The sequence below is a fragment of the Cellulomonas sp. Root485 genome, assembly GCF_001426705.1.
In the GTDB taxonomy this organism is placed as follows: domain Bacteria; phylum Actinomycetota; class Actinomycetes; order Actinomycetales; family Cellulomonadaceae; genus Cellulomonas.
In genome coordinates this window covers 449,926-465,805 of sequence record NZ_LMFC01000001.1, presented here as the reverse complement: position 1 = coordinate 465,805, position 15,880 = coordinate 449,926, and the positions used below count along the sequence as shown (strand labels likewise).

General features: G+C 72.2%; 17 protein-coding genes. 11 read left to right on the top strand and 6 right to left on the bottom strand.

Translation table 11 applies throughout. The annotated features are described in order from the left end of the window. Nucleotides 1–14 precede the first annotated feature (14 nt). The gene (locus ASD16_RS02345; protein ID WP_055912363.1) at nucleotides 15–362 is read right to left on the bottom strand and encodes a hypothetical protein; all 348 of its coding nucleotides are present in this window, start codon (nucleotides 360–362) and stop codon (nucleotides 15–17) included. A gap of 105 nt (nucleotides 363–467) precedes the next feature. Between ASD16_RS02345 and ASD16_RS02340 the strand changes: the two genes are divergently transcribed. The 9 genes from ASD16_RS02340 to ASD16_RS02300 all read left to right on the top strand — a co-directional run bounded on the left by ASD16_RS02340 (nucleotide 468) and on the right by ASD16_RS02300 (nucleotide 8,306). After that, the gene (locus ASD16_RS02340) at nucleotides 468–1,208 is read left to right on the top strand and encodes an SDR family oxidoreductase (RefSeq protein WP_055912361.1); all 741 of its coding nucleotides are present in this window, start codon (nucleotides 468–470) and stop codon (nucleotides 1,206–1,208) included. A 25-nt stretch (nucleotides 1,209–1,233) separates the two neighbouring features. Next, nucleotides 1,234–1,809 (top strand): TetR/AcrR family transcriptional regulator, encoded by a 576-nt coding sequence (locus tag ASD16_RS02335; protein WP_055912359.1) that lies wholly within the window; start codon nucleotides 1,234–1,236, stop codon nucleotides 1,807–1,809. Nucleotides 1,810–1,813: 4 nt separating this feature from the next. Continuing rightward, a complete protein-coding gene (locus ASD16_RS02330) occupies nucleotides 1,814–2,791 on the top strand; it encodes an NADPH:quinone oxidoreductase family protein (protein WP_055912358.1) in 978 nt (325 codons plus the stop codon). Next, nucleotides 2,788–3,519, top strand: a complete 732-nt coding sequence (locus tag ASD16_RS02325; protein WP_055912356.1) for a glucose 1-dehydrogenase — start codon at nucleotides 2,788–2,790, stop codon at nucleotides 3,517–3,519. The genes ASD16_RS02330 and ASD16_RS02325 overlap by 4 nt, the downstream gene beginning before the upstream one ends. Before the next feature lie 99 nt (nucleotides 3,520–3,618). Beyond that, complete coding sequence (locus tag ASD16_RS02320; protein ID WP_200942805.1) at nucleotides 3,619–4,362, top strand: ABC transporter ATP-binding protein; 744 nt, start codon at nucleotides 3,619–3,621, stop codon at nucleotides 4,360–4,362. Further along, the gene (locus ASD16_RS02315) at nucleotides 4,359–5,069 is read left to right on the top strand and encodes an ABC transporter ATP-binding protein (RefSeq protein ID WP_055912355.1); all 711 of its coding nucleotides are present in this window, start codon (nucleotides 4,359–4,361) and stop codon (nucleotides 5,067–5,069) included. Before ASD16_RS02320 ends, ASD16_RS02315 begins: the two co-directional genes overlap by 4 nt. After that, nucleotides 5,069–5,947: a branched-chain amino acid ABC transporter permease gene (locus tag ASD16_RS02310; protein ID WP_055912353.1), complete on the top strand. Its 879-nt coding sequence runs from the start codon at nucleotides 5,069–5,071 to the stop codon at nucleotides 5,945–5,947. Before ASD16_RS02315 ends, ASD16_RS02310 begins: the two co-directional genes overlap by 1 nt. Continuing rightward, a complete protein-coding gene (locus ASD16_RS02305; protein WP_055912351.1) occupies nucleotides 5,944–7,035 on the top strand; it encodes a branched-chain amino acid ABC transporter permease in 1,092 nt (363 codons plus the stop codon). The genes ASD16_RS02310 and ASD16_RS02305 overlap by 4 nt, the downstream gene beginning before the upstream one ends. A 5-nt stretch (nucleotides 7,036–7,040) precedes the next feature. Next, nucleotides 7,041–8,306: an ABC transporter substrate-binding protein gene (locus tag ASD16_RS02300; RefSeq protein ID WP_055912350.1), complete on the top strand. Its 1,266-nt coding sequence runs from the start codon at nucleotides 7,041–7,043 to the stop codon at nucleotides 8,304–8,306. Nucleotides 8,307–8,360: 54 nt separating this feature from the next. On the opposite strand, the gene ASD16_RS02295 is transcribed toward ASD16_RS02300, so the two are convergent. From ASD16_RS02295 to ASD16_RS02275, 5 genes are read right to left on the bottom strand one after another with little or no spacing between them, the layout of a single operon-like run. Further along, nucleotides 8,361–9,944: an AMP-binding protein gene (locus ASD16_RS02295; RefSeq protein ID WP_055912348.1), complete on the bottom strand. Its 1,584-nt coding sequence runs from the start codon at nucleotides 9,942–9,944 to the stop codon at nucleotides 8,361–8,363. A 1-nt stretch (nucleotide 9,945) separates the two neighbouring features. Next, complete coding sequence (locus ASD16_RS02290) at nucleotides 9,946–11,142, bottom strand: acyl-CoA dehydrogenase family protein (protein ID WP_055912347.1); 1,197 nt, start codon at nucleotides 11,140–11,142, stop codon at nucleotides 9,946–9,948. Then, nucleotides 11,142–12,203 carry a phosphotransferase family protein gene (locus ASD16_RS02285; protein ID WP_200942802.1) on the bottom strand — a complete coding sequence of 354 codons (1,062 nt, stop codon included), beginning with the start codon at nucleotides 12,201–12,203 and terminating at the stop codon, nucleotides 11,142–11,144. The genes ASD16_RS02290 and ASD16_RS02285 overlap by 1 nt, the downstream gene beginning before the upstream one ends. A 58-nt stretch (nucleotides 12,204–12,261) precedes the next feature. Continuing rightward, a complete protein-coding gene (locus tag ASD16_RS02280) occupies nucleotides 12,262–12,666 on the bottom strand; it encodes a thioesterase family protein (protein ID WP_055912343.1) in 405 nt (134 codons plus the stop codon). Then, on the bottom strand, nucleotides 12,663–13,304 hold the full coding sequence (locus tag ASD16_RS02275; RefSeq protein WP_055912341.1) for a QsdR family transcriptional regulator: 642 nt from the start codon (nucleotides 13,302–13,304) through the stop codon (nucleotides 12,663–12,665). Before ASD16_RS02275 ends, ASD16_RS02280 begins: the two co-directional genes overlap by 4 nt. Before the next feature lie 101 nt (nucleotides 13,305–13,405). Between ASD16_RS02275 and ASD16_RS02270 the strand changes: the two genes are divergently transcribed. Then, a complete protein-coding gene (locus ASD16_RS02270) occupies nucleotides 13,406–14,599 on the top strand; it encodes an acyl-CoA dehydrogenase family protein (protein ID WP_082570552.1) in 1,194 nt (397 codons plus the stop codon). Further along, nucleotides 14,599–15,822, top strand: a complete 1,224-nt coding sequence (locus tag ASD16_RS02265) for an acetyl-CoA C-acetyltransferase (protein WP_055912339.1) — start codon at nucleotides 14,599–14,601, stop codon at nucleotides 15,820–15,822. Before ASD16_RS02270 ends, ASD16_RS02265 begins: the two co-directional genes overlap by 1 nt. The last annotated feature ends 58 nt before the right edge of the window (nucleotides 15,823–15,880 follow it).

Genomic DNA, 15,880 nt, shown 5'->3' with positions numbered 1-15,880 from the left:
GGTGGACAGTAACCTCAGCGCCAGAGGACCGCGATCGCGACGTTCAGCGCGGTCAGGCCCGCGATGGCGCCGAGGTAGCCCGTGGTCACGCGCGACGGCTTGCGGATCCCGAGGATCACGAGCGTGGCCACGACGAGTGCGACGACGAGCTTGACCGCGATCTTGGTGGTGTTCGGCTCGTGCCCGGCCAGGCCCGCGGACGCGATCCCGACGATCAGGATGCCGGTGACCAGGGCGGTGAGGATGCCGTGCAGCACGCCCGTGGCGATCTTGGGGGTGCGCAGGTTGACCAGCGTGCCGCCGAGCACGATGGCCCAGCCGAGCAGGTGGAGGACGACGAGCAGGTTGTAGACGAGTTCCATGCCGCGCAGCCTAGTCGTATCTGACGCTGAGTCAGAAAAAAAGTCGGCACGAGTGCGCTACTGTCTGGCGACATACCGAACAGTCGGTATCGAGAAGGGTGCAGGATGCGCAGGTTCGAGGGCAGAGTCGCCCTGATCACCGGGGCGAGCCGTGGGATCGGGCTGGCCGTCGCGGAGCGGCTGGTGTCCGAGGGCGCCACCGTCGTCATCACCGGGCGCAAGCCGGACTCGCTGGCAGCCGCCGAGGAGCGGTTGGGCGGGCACGCCGTCGGCATCGCGGGCCGGGCGGACGACCCGGACCATCGCGCAGACGTGTTCGCGCAGATCAGCGAGCGGTTCGGGCGCCTGGACCACCTGGTCAACAACGCCGGCATCAACCCCGCGTACGGCCCGGCGCTCGAGATCGAGAGCTCGGTCGTCCGCAAGATCCTCGAGGTCAACGTGGTTGCGGCCCTCGACTGGACGCGGTCCGCCGTGGCCGCCGGCCTGAGCCGCTCGATCGTCAACACCGCCTCGGTGGCAGGCCTGTCGGCCAGCCCCGGCGTCGCGTTCTACGGCGTCTCCAAGGCCGCGCTCCTCAACCTCACGCAGCAGCTCGCGGTCGAGCTGGCGCCGGGCATCCGCGTCAACGCGGTCGCCCCCGCGGTGGTCCGCACGCGGCTCGCGCAGGCCCTGTACGAGGGCGACCGCGAGGCGGCGCTCGCGTCGGTCTACCCGCTCGGCCGCATCGGCGAGCCCGAGGACGTCGCCGGACCCGTCGCGTTCCTGCTCTCCGACGACGCCGCGTGGATCACCGGTCATACGCTCACCATCGACGGCGGCGCCAGTGCCGTCGCCGTCGGCTAGCTCCCGCACAGAACGAGAGGCACCCATGGCAACCTCCAGCGTCGTCGACGACATCACGCGGGCGGCCGTCGACCTGTTCTCCACCCAGGGGTACGCCAACACCTCGGTGCAGCAGATCGTCGAAGCGGCCGGCGTGACGAAGGGCGCGATGTACCACTACTTCGAGTCGAAGGACGACCTCCTCTTCTCGGTCTACGAGCGGATGCTCTCCCTGCAGACGAGCCACCTCGAGGAGATCGTCGGCCGGGGGACGCCGACCGCGCAGACGCTGCACGACGTGTGCGTCGACGTCATCGAGACGTCGATCGACTTCCTCCCCGAGGGGACGGTCTTCTTCCGCAGCGTGCACATGCTCTCGGAACCGCGCCAGAAGGAGGTCACCCGCCGCCGCCGGCAGTACCACGACGTGTTCGCGAGCCTCATCGAGCGCGGCCAGGAGGAGGGCCTCTACCGGACGGACATCCCGCGCGCCGTCCTGGTCGCCCACTTCTTCTCCGACGTGCACTACCTGTCGAACTGGTACTCCCCCGAGGGTCCTGAGGACAAGGTGCTCCTCGCGCAGCAGCTGACCGACCTCTTCCTCGTCGCGATCAAGGCCTGAGCCGGTGCGCGCGTGGCAGGTGGTCCGGTACGGCGAGCCGGCCGAGGTCCTGGCGATCGCCGACGTCCCGGACCCGACGCCCGGTCCGGGGCAGGTGCTCGTCCGCGTACGCGCTGTCGCGGTGAACTTCCCCGACGTGCTGCTCGCGCGCGGCGAGTACCAGGTGCGGCCGACCCTGCCCTTCTCCCCCGGGATCGAGCTGTGCGGCGAGGTGGTCGGCCTCGGCGACGGCGTCACGCGCGTGTCGGTCGGTGACCGAGTCGTCGGGTCGCGGATCGGCGTGCTCTCCGAGCTGGCGGTGCTCGACGAGCGTGAGGTCTTCCCTGCGCCGGCGGCGCTTGACGACATCGAGGCCGCCGCCCTGACGATCGGATACCAGACGGCCTGGTTCGGGCTGCACCGGAGGGCCGCGCTGCAGCCCGGCGAGATCCTGCTGGTGCACGCCGCGGCCGGCGGCGTCGGGAGCGCCGCGGTACAGCTCGGGGCAGCCGCGGGTGCGCGCGTGATCGGCGTGGTCGGCAACGCCTCGAAGGCGGAGGTCGCCCGGAAGGCGGGCGCGGACGTGGTCATCGACCGGTCGGCGCAGGACGTCGTGGCCGTCGTGAAGGCCGAGACCGGCGGCGCGGGGGCCGACGTGGTGTTCGACCCCGTCGGCGGCACCGCGTTCGAGCAGTCCACCAAGTGCATCGCGTTCGAGGGGCGGATCGTCGTCGTCGGCTTCGCGGGTGGGACCATCCAGGCCGTCAACGCCGGGCACGCCCTGGTGAAGAACTACGGCGTGCTCGGCCTGCACTGGGCGCTCTACGCGCAACGCCGGCCCGAGCTGGTCGACGCGGCGCACGTCGAGCTGACGCGGCTGGTCGACGCCGGGCGGGTCCGGCCCGTGGTCGGTGAGGTCGTCGCGTTCGAGGACGCCCCGGCCGCGGTGCAGAAGCTCGCCGACGGTGCGACCACGGGCCGTCTCGTGGTGCGCGTCTCATGAGGCTCGACGGACGCGTCGCCGTCGTCAGCGGCGCCGCGCGCGGGCTCGGCGCAGCGTTCGCGCGGGCCTTGCACGGAGCCGGCGCCAGCGTGGTGATCGCGGACCTGCTGGACGACGACGCCGCTGCGCTGGCAGCCGACCTGGGCGACCGCGCGCTCGCCACCCACCTCGACGTCACGTCGCCGGAGAGCTGGGCAGCCACGGTCGAGGCCGCCCTCGCGGCGTTCGGCACGGTCGACGTGCTGGTCAACAACGCGGGCATCGCGAACGCCGGGCCGATCGACCACTACCCCCTGGCGAAGTGGGACGCGGTCATCGCGGTCAACCTCACCGGGGTGTTCCTCGGCGTGCAGGCGGTGGTCGCGACGATGAAGGCGGCCGGCCGCGGCTCGATCATCAACATCTCGTCGGTCGAGGGCATGCTCGGCGGCTCCCATCTGCACGGCTACGTGGCGTCGAAGTTCGGCGTGCGGGGCCTGACCAAGTCGCTGGCCGTCGAGCTGGGCCCCGACGGCATCCGGGTCAACTCCGTGCACCCGGGCTTCGTCCGGACGTCGATGACCTCACGCCTCGACCCGACCGCGGTGCCGATCCCCCTGGGTCGGCCCGCATCCCCGGCGGACGTCGCCGGCACCGTGGTCTTCCTCGCCTGCGACGACTCGGCCTACACGACCGGCACCGAGCTGGTGGTCGACGGCGGCATGATCGCCGGCGTCCCGCACTCCTGATCCTGTGCTCTTCCGACGTGATCGAACCGTGTCCTGAACTCCATACCGTCCGGTCGGTTTCTGTTGTACTTTCGTCCTCACCGACACGAAGAGGTGCCGATGTCCGCACAGATGACGCCCGTCCGTACGGGCGACCCGCACTTGGCGGTGCACGGGCTGAGCGTGCGCTTCGGGGGCCTGAGCGCCCTCGACGACGTGAGCCTGGACGTGCGCGAGGGCGAGGTCGTCGGGCTCATCGGGCCGAACGGTGCCGGCAAGACGACGCTCTTCAACGCGGTCTGCGGGCTGGTCCGTCCCAGCGCCGGGACGATCGCGGTCGGTGGCGAGCCGCTGCCCCCGGACCCGACGCGGCTGTCCGCCCGCGGCGTGGCCCGGACGCTCCAGGGCCTGGGGCTGTTCCGCGGCCTGACGGTCCGCGAGAACGTGCTCGCCGGCCGGCTCGGAGCCGCCGACCCCGGCACCGACGCGCAGCGCCAGCTCGACGCACTCGACCTCGCCGCCCACGCCGACCGCCCCGTGGGCGACCTGCCCTACCCCGAGCAGAAGAAGGTCGCGCTCGCCCGGGCGCTCGTCGCGCAGCCGCGCCTGCTCCTGCTCGACGAGCCGGCCGGCGGCCTCGGCCCCGACGACATCGCGGCCCTCGGGGACCTGGTCCGGCACACCGCCGCCACCGGCTGCGCCGTGCTGCTGGTGGAGCACCACGTCGACTTCGTCATGAGCGTGTGCGATCGCGTCGTCGTCCTCGACTTCGGGCGCGTGATCGCGTCCGGCACGCCGGACGAGGTCGCGGGCGACCCGGCCGTCGACGAGGCGTATCTGGGCATCGAGGTGACCGCCTCGTGAGCGCGCTCCTGGAGGTGCGGGGGCTGACCGTGGGCTACGGCGGCGCGCCGGTCCTGCACGAGGTCGACCTCGACGTGCCGGCCGGCAGCATCGTCGCGCTCGTCGGTGCCAACGGCGCCGGCAAGACCACCCTGCTGCGCACCCTCTCGGCGCTGGTCCCCCTCACCCGCGGGAGCATCCGGCTCGACGGGCAGGACCTCGCGGGGGTCAGCGTCGAGGATCGCGTCCGGCGCGGTCTCGCCCACGTGCCCGAGGGCCGCGGCGTGGTAGCGGAGCTGACGGTCGACGAGAACCTGCGCCTCGGCGGGCTGTGGCGGGGGCCGGACCGTCGCGCGGCTGTCGACGAGGTCTACGCGCTGTTCGAGCCGCTCGCCCGGCGCCGGAACCACGCGGGCCACCAGCTGTCCGGGGGCGAGCGGCAGATGCTCGCGCTCGGCCGGGCGCTCGTCGCCCGTCCCACCGTGCTGTTGCTCGACGAGCCGTCGCTCGGGCTGGCGCCGCGCGTGGTCGCCCAGATCATGGGCGTCCTGCGCTCGCTGGCCGACCGCACCGGCCTGACCGTCCTGCTCGCCGAGCAGAACGTCGTCGGCGCGCTGTCGGTCGCCGACCACGGCGTCGTCCTCGGGCTCGGTGAGGTCGTGGCGTCCCGGCCCGCCCACGAGCTCGCCGCCGACGAGCGCCTCCGCCACGCCTACCTGGGGTTCTGATGGACCGACTCGTCTTCCTCCTCGGCACCGGCCTCGCCCGCGGCGCCGTCCTCGCGCTGTTCGCCCTCGCGCTCGTCCTCATCTGGCGCGGGGCGCGGGTGGTCAACTTCGCGCAGGGCGCCATGGCGGTGGTCAGCACCTACGTCGCGTTCGAGGTGACGTCGCTGACGGGCAGCTACTGGCTCGGTCTGCTGGCTGCGCTGCTCGCCGGTGGGCTGCTCGGGTTCGCCGTCGAGCGCGGGGTCATGCGGTTCGCGTCGCCTGTCTCGCCGCTGTCCGGTGTGATCCTGGCCATCGGGCTGGTGATGGTGCTGCAGTCGGCGCTCGGGATCGTGTTCGGCCCTGACTACCGGCCGATGCGTGTCCCGTTCGACGACACCGCGATCGTCGTCGGCGGGGTGCCGCTGCTGTCCCCGTACGACCTGTTCGTGCTGGTCGTCGCCGTGGTCGTGATGGCGGCGCTGGCCGTCCTGTTCCGGTGGACGTCGCTCGGCCTGCAGATGCGCGCCGCGGCGTTCGCCCCCGAGGTCTCGCGCCTGCTCGGCGTCCGGGTCTCCCGCACGGTGACCGTCGGCTGGGTGCTCTCCAGCGTCGTCGGGTCGCTGGCGGCGCTGCTGCTGGTGCCGACGAGCCTCGGCCTGAACCCGCACGCCACCGACTCGCTGTTCGTGCTCGGTTTCACCGTCGCGGTGGTCGGCGGGCTCGACTCGCCGGTCGGTGCGCTGGTCGGCGGCGTGGTCGTCGGCGTCGCGATGAGCCTGGTGACCGGCTACCTCGGCGCGGGCCTGGTGCCGATCGCGGTGCTCGTCCTGCTCGTGCTGGTGCTCCTCCTGCGACCCGCCGGACTGTTCGCGGCGGCGGAGGCGAGGCGCGCATGACCGGCCGGCAGCGACTGCCGGGGCAGCGTCCCCTCCTGCGCACGCTCCTCGTCGCGGCGGGCTGGACCGTCGTCGCGCTGGCCGGCACGTTCGCGCTCGACCCGTTCCGCAACTACCAGCTCGCACTCGTCGCCGCGTACCTGTGCGCGACGGCCGGGCTCACCGTGCTGGTCGGCGCCACCGGGCAGCTCTCGCTCGGGCACGCCGCGCTCATGGCGGTCGGCGGGTACGGGTTCGCGCTGACCACCAACGCGCTGCCGTTCGGCGGCATCCCCGCCTTCGTCCTCGCGCTGCTGGCCGGGGTGCTCGCGAGCGCCGTCGTGGGCCTGCTCCTGGGCCTCGCCGCCGCGCGGCTGTCCGGGCCGTACCTGGCGGGTCTCACGCTCGCCGTCGTGGTCGCCCTGCCCGCCGTCGCCTCCACCTGGTCGACCGTGCTGCACGGCGACCAGGGGGTGCAGATCCCGTTCGAGGGCGTGCCCGACGGACTGCGCCGGGTGGTCGCCCTCGAGCAGTGGCAGGCGATGGTGGCCGTGCTGGTCACGGCGGCCGTCGTGACGAGCCTGACGGTGCTGCGCGGCGGGCGGTTCGGGCTGCGGATGCTCGCGGTCCGCGACGACGAGGTGGCCGCGCGGCTCAGCGGCATCCCGGCCGGTCGCGTCAAGGTGCTCGCGTTCACCGCCAGCTCGGCGGCGGCGGGGGTCGGCGGCGCCGTCCTGTGCTTCGTCGCGCAGGCCGTCAGCCCCGGCGCCTACACCGTGGGGTTCTCGCTGCTGCTCGTGGTCGCGGTCGTCATCGGCGGGCTGGGCAGCATCCTCGGCGCCGCGCTCGGCTCGGTCGTCATCGTGCTCCTCCCCTGGCTCATCGGCCGGCTCACGTCGAACCTCCCGGCGGACGCCGCCCAACGACTGGACGGGAACCTCGCGGTCCTCGTCTTCGGGCTGCTGCTCATCACGGTGATGGCGGTCGCCCCGCACGGCCTGCACGGGGCGCTCGTCGCCCGGCGCCGCCGCACCACCCCCGACGTTCCCCGCCCGACAGCAGAACCCGCACCGCGCAAGGTCCTCGTCCCTACCGAAGAACAGAGGTGACACCGATGTCACAACGCTCCCGGTCCGTCGCGCTGATCGCCACCACCGCCCTCGTCGCCGCCGGCCTCGCGGCCTGCAGCACCCCGGAGCCCTCCCCGGGGATCAGCGAGGACACGGTCACGGTCGGCACCCACACGCCGCTCACGGGCCCCGCCGCGGCGGGGTACTCGTCCATCTCGGCGGCGACGAAGGCCTACTTCGACTACGTCAACGACAACGGCGGCATCAACGGCCGCAGCATCGAGTACATCGTCAAGGACGACGGCTACAACCCGGCGACCACCTCGACGGTGGTCCGCGAGCTGGTCCAGGAGGACGAGGTCTTCGCCGTCATCAACGGCCTGGGGACGCCCACGCACTCCGCGGTGGTCGACTACCTCAACGAGAACGACGTGCCGGACCTGTTCGTCGCCTCGGGCAGCCCCAAGTGGGACCAGCCGGGCACCTTCCCGAACACGTTCGCCTACAACGCCAACTACATCGTGGAGGCCAAGGCGCTGGCCACCTACGCCCAGGAGACGTGGCCGGACAAGACGTTCTGCGTCCTCGGCCAGGACGACGACTTCGGGACCGACTTCACCACCGGCCTCGTCCAGGTGCTCGGCGCCGACGGTCTCGCCTCGACGCAGACCTACTCGGTCTCCGTGCAGGACGTCGTCGCCCAGATCGGCGCGATGCAGGCGGCCGGCTGCGAGGTCAACTTCCTCGCCACCGTCAACGGCTTCACGGCGCTCGCGCTGGGCACCGCCGCCAAGATGAAGTACGGCGCGCAGTGGGTCTCGTCGTCGTCGGGCGGCGACTACCCGACCCTGGTCGGCTATCTCGGTGAGGACGTCGCACCGCTGCTGCTGCAGGGCTTCGTCAGCTCCAACTACCTGCCGTTCAGCCCCGACGACGAGTGGGTCACGCTGTTCCAGGAGATCAACGACCAGTACAACGACGGCGCACCGTTCAGCGGCAACACCGTGTACGGGATGTCGGTCGGCTACCTGTTCGCGCAGGCCCTGGCCAAGGCCGGCGACGACCCGACGCGCGAGAGCCTCCTCGACGCCCTCGAGGTGGGCGCCCTGACGGGCAACGGCATCGTGCCGCTGGGCTTCTCGAAGGACAGCCACGCGGCGTTCGAGGGCGTCGGCATCACGGTGGTCGACGAGGGCGTCCAGGACTACGTCGACGGCCAGATCTACACGACGGACGCCGGCAACGGCCCGGTCGAGCCCTACACCGGCGAGGCCGTGGCGCTCGAGGGTGACGGCATCCCGACAGCCTGAGCCCGCACACGGCAGAGGCCCGGTCCCCCACGAGGGGACCGGGCCTCCGTCGTGTCAGGCGTCGACCGGTGTCGTCGAGAACTGCGCCACGAGCTCGCGCTTGAGCACCTTGCCGCTGCCGCCGAGCGGGAGGGCATCGACGAGGTGGACGACGCGCGGGAACTTGTAGGCGGCGATGCGTTCCTGCACGAACGCCACCAGCTCCTCGGGCGTGGCCTCGTGCCCGTCGAGCAGCACGACCGCCGCGTGGACCTCCTGCCCGCGCGCCTCGTCGGGAAGCCCGAAGATGGCCGCGAACGCGACGGCGGGGTGCCGCATCATGACGTCCTCGACCTCGCTCGGGTACACGTTGTAGCCGTTGCGGACGATCATGTCCTTCTTGCGGTCGACGATCGTGACGATGTCGTCGCCGTCCTTGGTGCCCAGGTCCCCGGTGCGGAACCAGCCGTCGACCACGGCGGCGGCCGACGCGTCCGGGTTGCCCAGGTACCCCTTGAACAGGGCGTGCCCGCGCACGACGATCTCGCCGAGCTCCCCGGCGGGCAGGCGCACGATGCGGTCGTCGATGTTCGCGTCCGCGATCTCGATGTCGACCCCCCACAGCGGGCGCCCCACGGTGCCGGGCCGGATCGGCTCGCCCACGTGGTTGAACGCGACCGCGGGCGACGTCTCGGTCAGGCCGTAGCCCTCGTGCACCTCGGCGCCGAAGTCCCGGGCGAACGCCTCGAGCACCGCGACGGGCAGGGCGGCGCCCCCGGAGACCGCGTAGCGCAGCGGCGGCCGGGCGGTGCTGCGCGCGGCGGCCTGGATGAGCCCGATGTACATCGTCGGGACCGCGGTGAACACCGTCGCACCGTGCTGCACCATCTGCGCGAGCGCCTGGTCGGGGTCGAACTTGGGCAGCAGGATCACGGCGGCCCCGCGGCGGAACGCGGTGTTCATCACCGATACCTGGCCGAACGTGTGGAACAGCGGCAGGCCGCCGAAGACGACGTCGTCGCGCACCATGTCGAACAGGTCGATCAGGGCCACGTTGACCTGCTCGATGATCGCCATGTGCGAGCCGACGGCTCCCTTGGGCCGGCCCGTCGTGCCGCTGGTGTACAGGATCGTGGCGGGGCTGATCGGGTGCACCGACTCGTACAGGTCGATCGCGTCGGCGGCCGCCGCCTCGTCCTCCAGGCGCGGGAACGGGACGGCCATCCCGTCCGGGACCAGCACGGTCAGCAGCGGGAGGCCCACCCGCGCGGCCGCGGGGGCGGCCTCGGCGAGCATCGGCGCCGCGGCGACCAGGATCGTCGCGCCGGAGTCGCGCAGGACGAACTCGATCTCGTCGGCCTTGAACAGCAGGTGGACCGGCACGACGACCGCGCCGAGGGCCAGCACGCCGTAGTAGATGCGGGCGAAGTCGGGCACGTTCGGCACGATCATCGCGACGCGGTCGCCCGGGCCGATCCCGCGGGCGCGCAGGGCACCCGCGTACGCACGGGTCTGGTCCCAGAGCTCGCCATACCGGACCACCTGGTCGCCCAGGAAGAACGCCGTGCGGTCGGGGGTGCGATGGGCGGTCTCGGCGAGGATCGCCGCGACCGACATGCTCCCGTAGCCCGCACCGTCGAGGGCCTGGTCTAGAGGCATATCACTTTCCCTTCGTGAGCTGGGCTCGCCCCAAGGAGGCGAGGTGGACCTCGTCCGGACCGTCCGCCAGGCGCAGGGCCCGGGCGGCGGCGAACATCTCGGCCAGCGGCTGGTCGCCGGACAGGCCGGCCGCGCCGAAGAGCTGGATGGCGCGGTCGAGGATCTGCTGCACGGCCCGCGGGACCGCGATCTTGATGGCCTGGATCTCGGTCATCGCGGCGCGGTTGCCGACGGTGTCCATGAGCCAGGCGGTCTTGAGCACCAGCAGCCGCAGCGCCTCGACCTGGAGGCGGGACTCGGCCACCCACTCGCGCACGACGCCCTGGTCCGCCAGCGGCTTCCCGAACGCGATCCGCGACGTCGCTCGCTCGACCACCAGGTCCATCGCGCGCTCCGCCATCCCGAGGGAACGCATGCAGTGGTGGATCCGGCCGGGACCGAGGCGTGCCTGCGCGATCGCGAAGCCCTGCCCCTCGCCCGCGAGGATGTTGGCGACCGGCACGCGCACGTCCTCGAAGAGGATCTCGGCATGCCCGCCGTGGTCGCGGTCGTCGTAGCCGAACACTGTCAGCGGTCGCACGATCCGCACGCCCGGGGTGTCCCGCGGGACCAGGACCATGCTCTGGCGACGGTGCCGCTCGGCGGTGGGGTCCGTCGCACCCATGACGACCAGCAGCGCGCAGTCGGGGTTCATCGCACCCGTCGACCACCACTTGCGGCCGGTGATCACGTACTCGTCACCGTCGCGGACGATGCGCGTGGCGATCTGGGACGCGTCCGACGAGGCCACGTCAGGCTCCGTCATGCAGAACGCGGACCGGATCTCGGCGTCCAGGAGGGGCTCGAGCCACTCCTCCTTCTGCTCGGGCGTCCCGAACTCGGTGAGCAGCTCCATGTTGCCGGTGTCGGGCGCGGCACAGTTGAACGCAGCCGGGGCCAGACGCGGGCTGCGGCCGGTGAGCTCCGCGACGGGGGCGTACTGGAGGGTGGTCAGCACGCTCGGCAGGAACAGGTTCCACAGCCCCTGCTCGCTGGCCAGCCCCTGGAGCCGCCGGACCACGGGCCGCGTCCCCCACTCGGTCGGGGTCGCGGCGAGCTCGGCCTCCAGCACCGGCTCGGCGGGATAGACGTGCTCGTCGAGGAACCGCTGCGCGCGCGCGACGACGTCGACCGTCACGGCGTCGGGGGCGAAGTCCATCAGCGCACCACCCCCGCCAGCTGCGCGAGTCCCTCGTCGGCGAGCGGCGCGACGAGGGCGCCGATCCGGTCGAAGCCCTCCCCCACCGTGTCGCCGCCGAGGAACCGGAAGTGGATGCCTTCAAGGATGACCGCGAGCTTGTAGGCGGCGAACGCCCGGTACCAGCCGAGCTCCGGGACGCTGCTGCCCAGGCGGGCGCTGTAGGCGTCGACCAGCTCGTCGAACTCCGGGTAGCCGGCGGCCGGGTCGACCGCGCTGGGCGCGACGCTGCCGCCGCCCTCGATCCGGCGGATGTGCCAGTAGAGGCCGAGCATCCCCAGGTCCACCGCCGAGTCGCCGAGCGTCGCCATCTCCCAGTCGAGGATCGCGGTGATGCGCGGGCTGCTGCCGGACGACGTTCCCACCAGCACGTTGTCCAGCCGGTAGTCCCCGTGCACGATGCTGCTCCGACGGGTGGTCGGGACGCGCTCGGCCAGCCGCTCCTGCAGGTGGTCCAGGCTCGGCACCGGCCGCGAGCGCGAGCCGTCGAGCTGCGTCCGCCACCGGCGCAGCTGGCGGTCGAGGTACCCGTCGGCCCGGCCGAGGTCTGCGAGCCCGACCCGGTCGGGCTCGATCGTGTGGAGCTCGGCCAGCAGGGTGGCGAGCTCGAGACTGACCGTGCGCAGCTCGTCGGCGGTGTAGACGGTGTTCTGCGACGGGTGGGCGAGCACCGTGCCCTCGACGAGGTCCATGACGTAGAAGACGCCGCCCGTGCCCGCCGACGGGTCGTCCACCAGGGCGACCACCGGCGGCACCGGCACGCGGGACCCCTGCAGTGCCGAGATCACCCGGTGCTCCCGGGCCATGTCGTGCGCGGTCGTCTGCACGTGCCCGAGCGGCGGCCGCCGGACCACGAGCGGCCGCGGGCCACCGTCGACCCGGTAGGTGAGGTTGCTGCGCCCGCCGGCGATGACCCGCGCGGACAACGTGCCGTCGCCCACCACGTCCGGGTGCTCGCGGCGCAGGTACGCCTCCAGCTGCGCCACGTCGAGCCCGGGTGGGTCCGGCATGCGTCGGGTCATCGTCGACCACCTCTCCGGGTGGCACGTCGTCATACCGCCCGGTCGGTATGCTACCCGATCAGACGATCAGGTCGCGCTCGATCGCGGCACGGATCCCGTCGGGGATCGGCACCGGACGGCGCGTCACGTGGTCGACGAAGACGTGCACGAACCGACCCTCGGCCAGCAGCTCCCCCGCGCGCAGGATGCCGAGCTCCCACGTCACGCTCGACGTCCCCACGCGGCCGGCCCGCAGGCCCACCTCGAGCGGCTCGGGGAACGCGGCGGAGGCCGTGAACTCGCACGACGAGGACACGCAGACGCCGATCGGGCCCCCACCGGTCGGGTCGAGGCCGGCCGAGGTCATGAGCCAGACGTTGATCGTCGTGTCCATCGCCTCGTAGTAGACGGTGTTGTTGAGGTGGCCGTAGACGTCGTTGTCGTTCCAGCGGGTGGGAAAGGCTGCACGGTGGGGATACGTCACGGCCGCAGCACCAGCTCGAAGGCCGCGCGCGCCCGGTCCGCGCTGGGCCGGTCGCCGTTGATCAGGTCCGCGTACGTGAACGACTCCGAGATGCGGACGAGCAGGTAGGCCAGGTCGTGCGCGGTCACCCCGCGCCCGAACGGGTCCTCACCCAGCTCCTGGCGCACGAGGGCCTCGACGACCGCGACGTACCGGCGCTGGATCTCGCTCTCCTTGGTGGTCAGCAGCCGCAGGGCGCGCGCGGGCTCGCGCTGGAGGAAGCCCCGGAAGTAGTCGGCGGTGATGAGGTCGCCGGCGAAGTGCGTGAGCACGCCGGCCACGCGGGCGGCGCCCTCGGTGTCGCGCGTCGCGGCCTCGGCCTGCTCGAGCGTGGGGACGGCGAGCGACCACAGGACCTCGGAGAGCAGCGCGTCGCGGTTGCCCACCCAGCGGAACAGGGACGTCCGGTCGACGCCGAGCTTGCTCGCGAGGCGACCCATGTCGATGCGGGCACCCTCGATGAACGTCGCGCGGGCTGCGACGAACGCCCGCAGCGCATCCGGGTGCTCGCCGTCCTCCAGCCGTTGGGACAGCCACGAGGGAGCGACGCGGGTGCCGATGCGGCCGAGCCCGTCTCCGATCACGCCAAGGTTCGACATGGCGGCAACCTACTCCTCTTCGCCGGGGGCTATGCAACATCTTGGAAAATGATGCACACTCGAGAGGTGATCAGTGCGGATCAACGAGCGGAGCTCTCGGAATGACCCAGACAGACCTGACCCATGCCCTCCTGACGAGTGACTTCTACTCGTTCCAGGACCTCCTCACCCCGGACGAGAACGCCCACGTCATGGAGATCCGGGAGTTCCTGGAGCGCGACCTGCGCCCGATCGCCGACGACTACTGGGACCGCGCCGAGTTCCCGGTGCACCTCATCCCCGAGGTCGGCCGGCTCGGCATGCTGGGGCCGGTGTGGCCCGAGACCAAGCGCTTCGAGACCACCGCGCTCTACCGCGGGTGGGTCGCGCTCGAGCTCGCCCGCGTCGACCCCGGCTTCGCGACCTTCATCGGCGTGCAGAACGGGCTGACGATGGGCGCGATCGGCGTCGGCGGCTCCCCCGAGCAGCGCGCCGAGTGGCTCCCGCCCATGGCCACCGGCGAGGTCATCGGTGGCTTCGGCCTCACCGAGCCGCTGTCCGGGTCGGACACCGCGCGCGGCCTGCGCACCACGGCGCACCGGACCGGCGACACGTGGGTGCTCAACGGCGCCAAGCGCTGGATCGGCAACGCGACGTTCGCGGACGTCGTGGTCATCTGGGCCCGCGACACCGCCGACGACCAGGTCAAGGGCTTCCTCGTCCGCCGCGGGACCCCCGGCTTCACCGCGACCAAGATCGAGCGCAAGCAGGCGCTGCGCAGCGTGCAGAACGCCGACATCCTGCTCGACGGCGTCGAGGTCTCGGAGGCGGACCGGCTGCCGAACATCCACTCGTTCAAGGACGTCGCGATCGTGCTGCGGCTGACCCGGGCGGAGGTCGCCTGGCAGGCGGTCGGCGTCGCGGTCGGCGCCTACGAGGCCACGGTGAAGTACGCGCTCGCACGCGAGCAGTTCGGCAAGCCGATCGCGTCGTTCCAGCTGGTGCAGGACCGGCTCGCCCGCTGCCTGGGCAACATCACGGCCGGCATCGCGATGTGCGTCCGCGTGTCCCAGCTCCAGGACGAGGACCGGCAGGGCGACCAGCACTCCGCGCTGGCCAAGGCCTACACGACCTCGCTCATGCGCGAGACGGTGGCCCTCTGCCGCGAGACGCTCGGCGGCAACGGCATCCAGCTCGACCACGGCGTCGCGCGCTACATGGCCGACGCCGAGGCGGTGTTCTCCTTCGAAGGGACCCACGACATGAACAACCTCATCGTGGGGCGTGCCATCACCGGCATCGCGGCGTTCGTCTGATGGCCGAGGCGTACATCGTCGCGACGGCCCGCTCCCCCATCGGCCGCGCGTTCAAGGGCTCGCTCGCCTCCGTGCGGCCCGACGACCTCGCCGCCACCATGGTCCGCGCCGCGCTCGCCCAGGTGCCCGAGCTCGACCCGGGCCGCGTCGAGGACCTGCTGCTCGGCTGCGGCATGCCCGGCGGCGAGCAGGGCATGAACATGGCCCGGATCGTCGCGGTGCTCCTGGGGCTCGACGGGGTGCCCGGCACGACCGTCAACCGGTACTGCTCGTCGTCGCTGCAGACCACCCGGATGGCATTCCACGCGATCAAGGCCGGCGAGGGCGACGTCTTCGTCTCCGCAGGGGTCGAGTGCGTCAGCCGGTCCGTGATCGGTTCCTCGGACTACATCCCGGGGGCGTCGCTCGAGAACCCGCTCTTCGGCGACGCCGTCGCCCGGACCGCCGCGCGCGCCGCGACGTCCGAGGCGTGGGTCGACCCGCGCGAGAGCGGCCTGCTCCCCGACGCCTACATCGCGATGGGGCAGACGGCGGAGAACGTCGCGGCGCTCACCGGCACCACGCGCGCCGAGCAGGACGAGTTCGCGGCGCTCAGCCAGAACCGGGCCGAGAAGGCGCTGGCCAACGGCTTCTGGGCCGACGAGATCACGCCGGTGACGCTGGCCGACGGCACGGTCGTGTCGGCCGACGACGGCCCGCGTGCGGGTGTCACCGTCGAGTCGCTGGGTTCGTTGAACCCCGTCTTCCGTCCCGACGGCACGGTCACGGCCGGCAACTGCTGCCCGCTCAACGACGGCGCCGCGGCGATCGTCGTGGTCAGCGACCGGATCGTCGACGAGCTGGGGCTGACCCCGCTCGCCCGCATCGTGTCGACCGGCGTCAGCGGCCTGTCGCCGGAGATCATGGGCCTCGGTCCGGTCGACGCGTCGCGCATGGCCCTGGCCCGCGCCGGCCTGACCATCGACGACATCGACCTGGTCGAGCTCAACGAGGCGTTCGCCGCGCAGGTGCTGCCGTCGGCGCGGGCGCTCGGCATCGACCACGAGAGGCTCAATGTCAACGGCGGGGCGATCGCGGTCGGCCACCCCTTCGGCAGCACCGGCGCCCGCCTGACGACGACACTCCTGCACGGCCTCGCGGACCGCGACAAGACGTTCGGCCTGGAGACCATGTGCGTCGGCGGCGGCCAGGGCATGGCGATGGTCGTCGAGCGCGTCTCGTAGAAGAACCCGCAACGTCCGAGGAAGTGGCTGCTCCAGCGCTCACTTCCTCGGACGTTGT

What these genes read in the sequence shown, in the direction of transcription:
- ASD16_RS02345 (WP_055912363.1), bottom strand. Translation starts at nt 362, where the DNA reads ATGGAACTCGTCTACAACCTGCTCGTCGTCCTCCACCTGCTCGGCTGG.
- ASD16_RS02340 (WP_055912361.1), top strand. Translation starts at nt 468, where the DNA reads ATGCGCAGGTTCGAGGGCAGAGTCGCCCTGATCACCGGGGCGAGCCGT.
- ASD16_RS02335 (WP_055912359.1), top strand. Translation starts at nt 1,234, where the DNA reads ATGGCAACCTCCAGCGTCGTCGACGACATCACGCGGGCGGCCGTCGAC.
- ASD16_RS02325 (WP_055912356.1), top strand. Translation starts at nt 2,788, where the DNA reads ATGAGGCTCGACGGACGCGTCGCCGTCGTCAGCGGCGCCGCGCGCGGG.
- ASD16_RS02320 (WP_200942805.1), top strand. Translation starts at nt 3,619, where the DNA reads ATGTCCGCACAGATGACGCCCGTCCGTACGGGCGACCCGCACTTGGCG.
- ASD16_RS02310 (WP_055912353.1), top strand. Translation starts at nt 5,069, where the DNA reads ATGGACCGACTCGTCTTCCTCCTCGGCACCGGCCTCGCCCGCGGCGCC.
- ASD16_RS02305 (WP_055912351.1), top strand. Translation starts at nt 5,944, where the DNA reads ATGACCGGCCGGCAGCGACTGCCGGGGCAGCGTCCCCTCCTGCGCACG.
- ASD16_RS02300 (WP_055912350.1), top strand. Translation starts at nt 7,041, where the DNA reads ATGTCACAACGCTCCCGGTCCGTCGCGCTGATCGCCACCACCGCCCTC.
- ASD16_RS02295 (WP_055912348.1), bottom strand. Translation starts at nt 9,944, where the DNA reads ATGCCTCTAGACCAGGCCCTCGACGGTGCGGGCTACGGGAGCATGTCG.
- ASD16_RS02290 (WP_055912347.1), bottom strand. Translation starts at nt 11,142, where the DNA reads ATGGACTTCGCCCCCGACGCCGTGACGGTCGACGTCGTCGCGCGCGCG.
- ASD16_RS02285 (WP_200942802.1), bottom strand. Translation starts at nt 12,203, where the DNA reads ATGACCCGACGCATGCCGGACCCACCCGGGCTCGACGTGGCGCAGCTG.
- ASD16_RS02275 (WP_055912341.1), bottom strand. Translation starts at nt 13,304, where the DNA reads ATGTCGAACCTTGGCGTGATCGGAGACGGGCTCGGCCGCATCGGCACC.
- ASD16_RS02270 (WP_082570552.1), top strand. Translation starts at nt 13,406, where the DNA reads ATGACCCAGACAGACCTGACCCATGCCCTCCTGACGAGTGACTTCTAC.
- ASD16_RS02265 (WP_055912339.1), top strand. Translation starts at nt 14,599, where the DNA reads ATGGCCGAGGCGTACATCGTCGCGACGGCCCGCTCCCCCATCGGCCGC.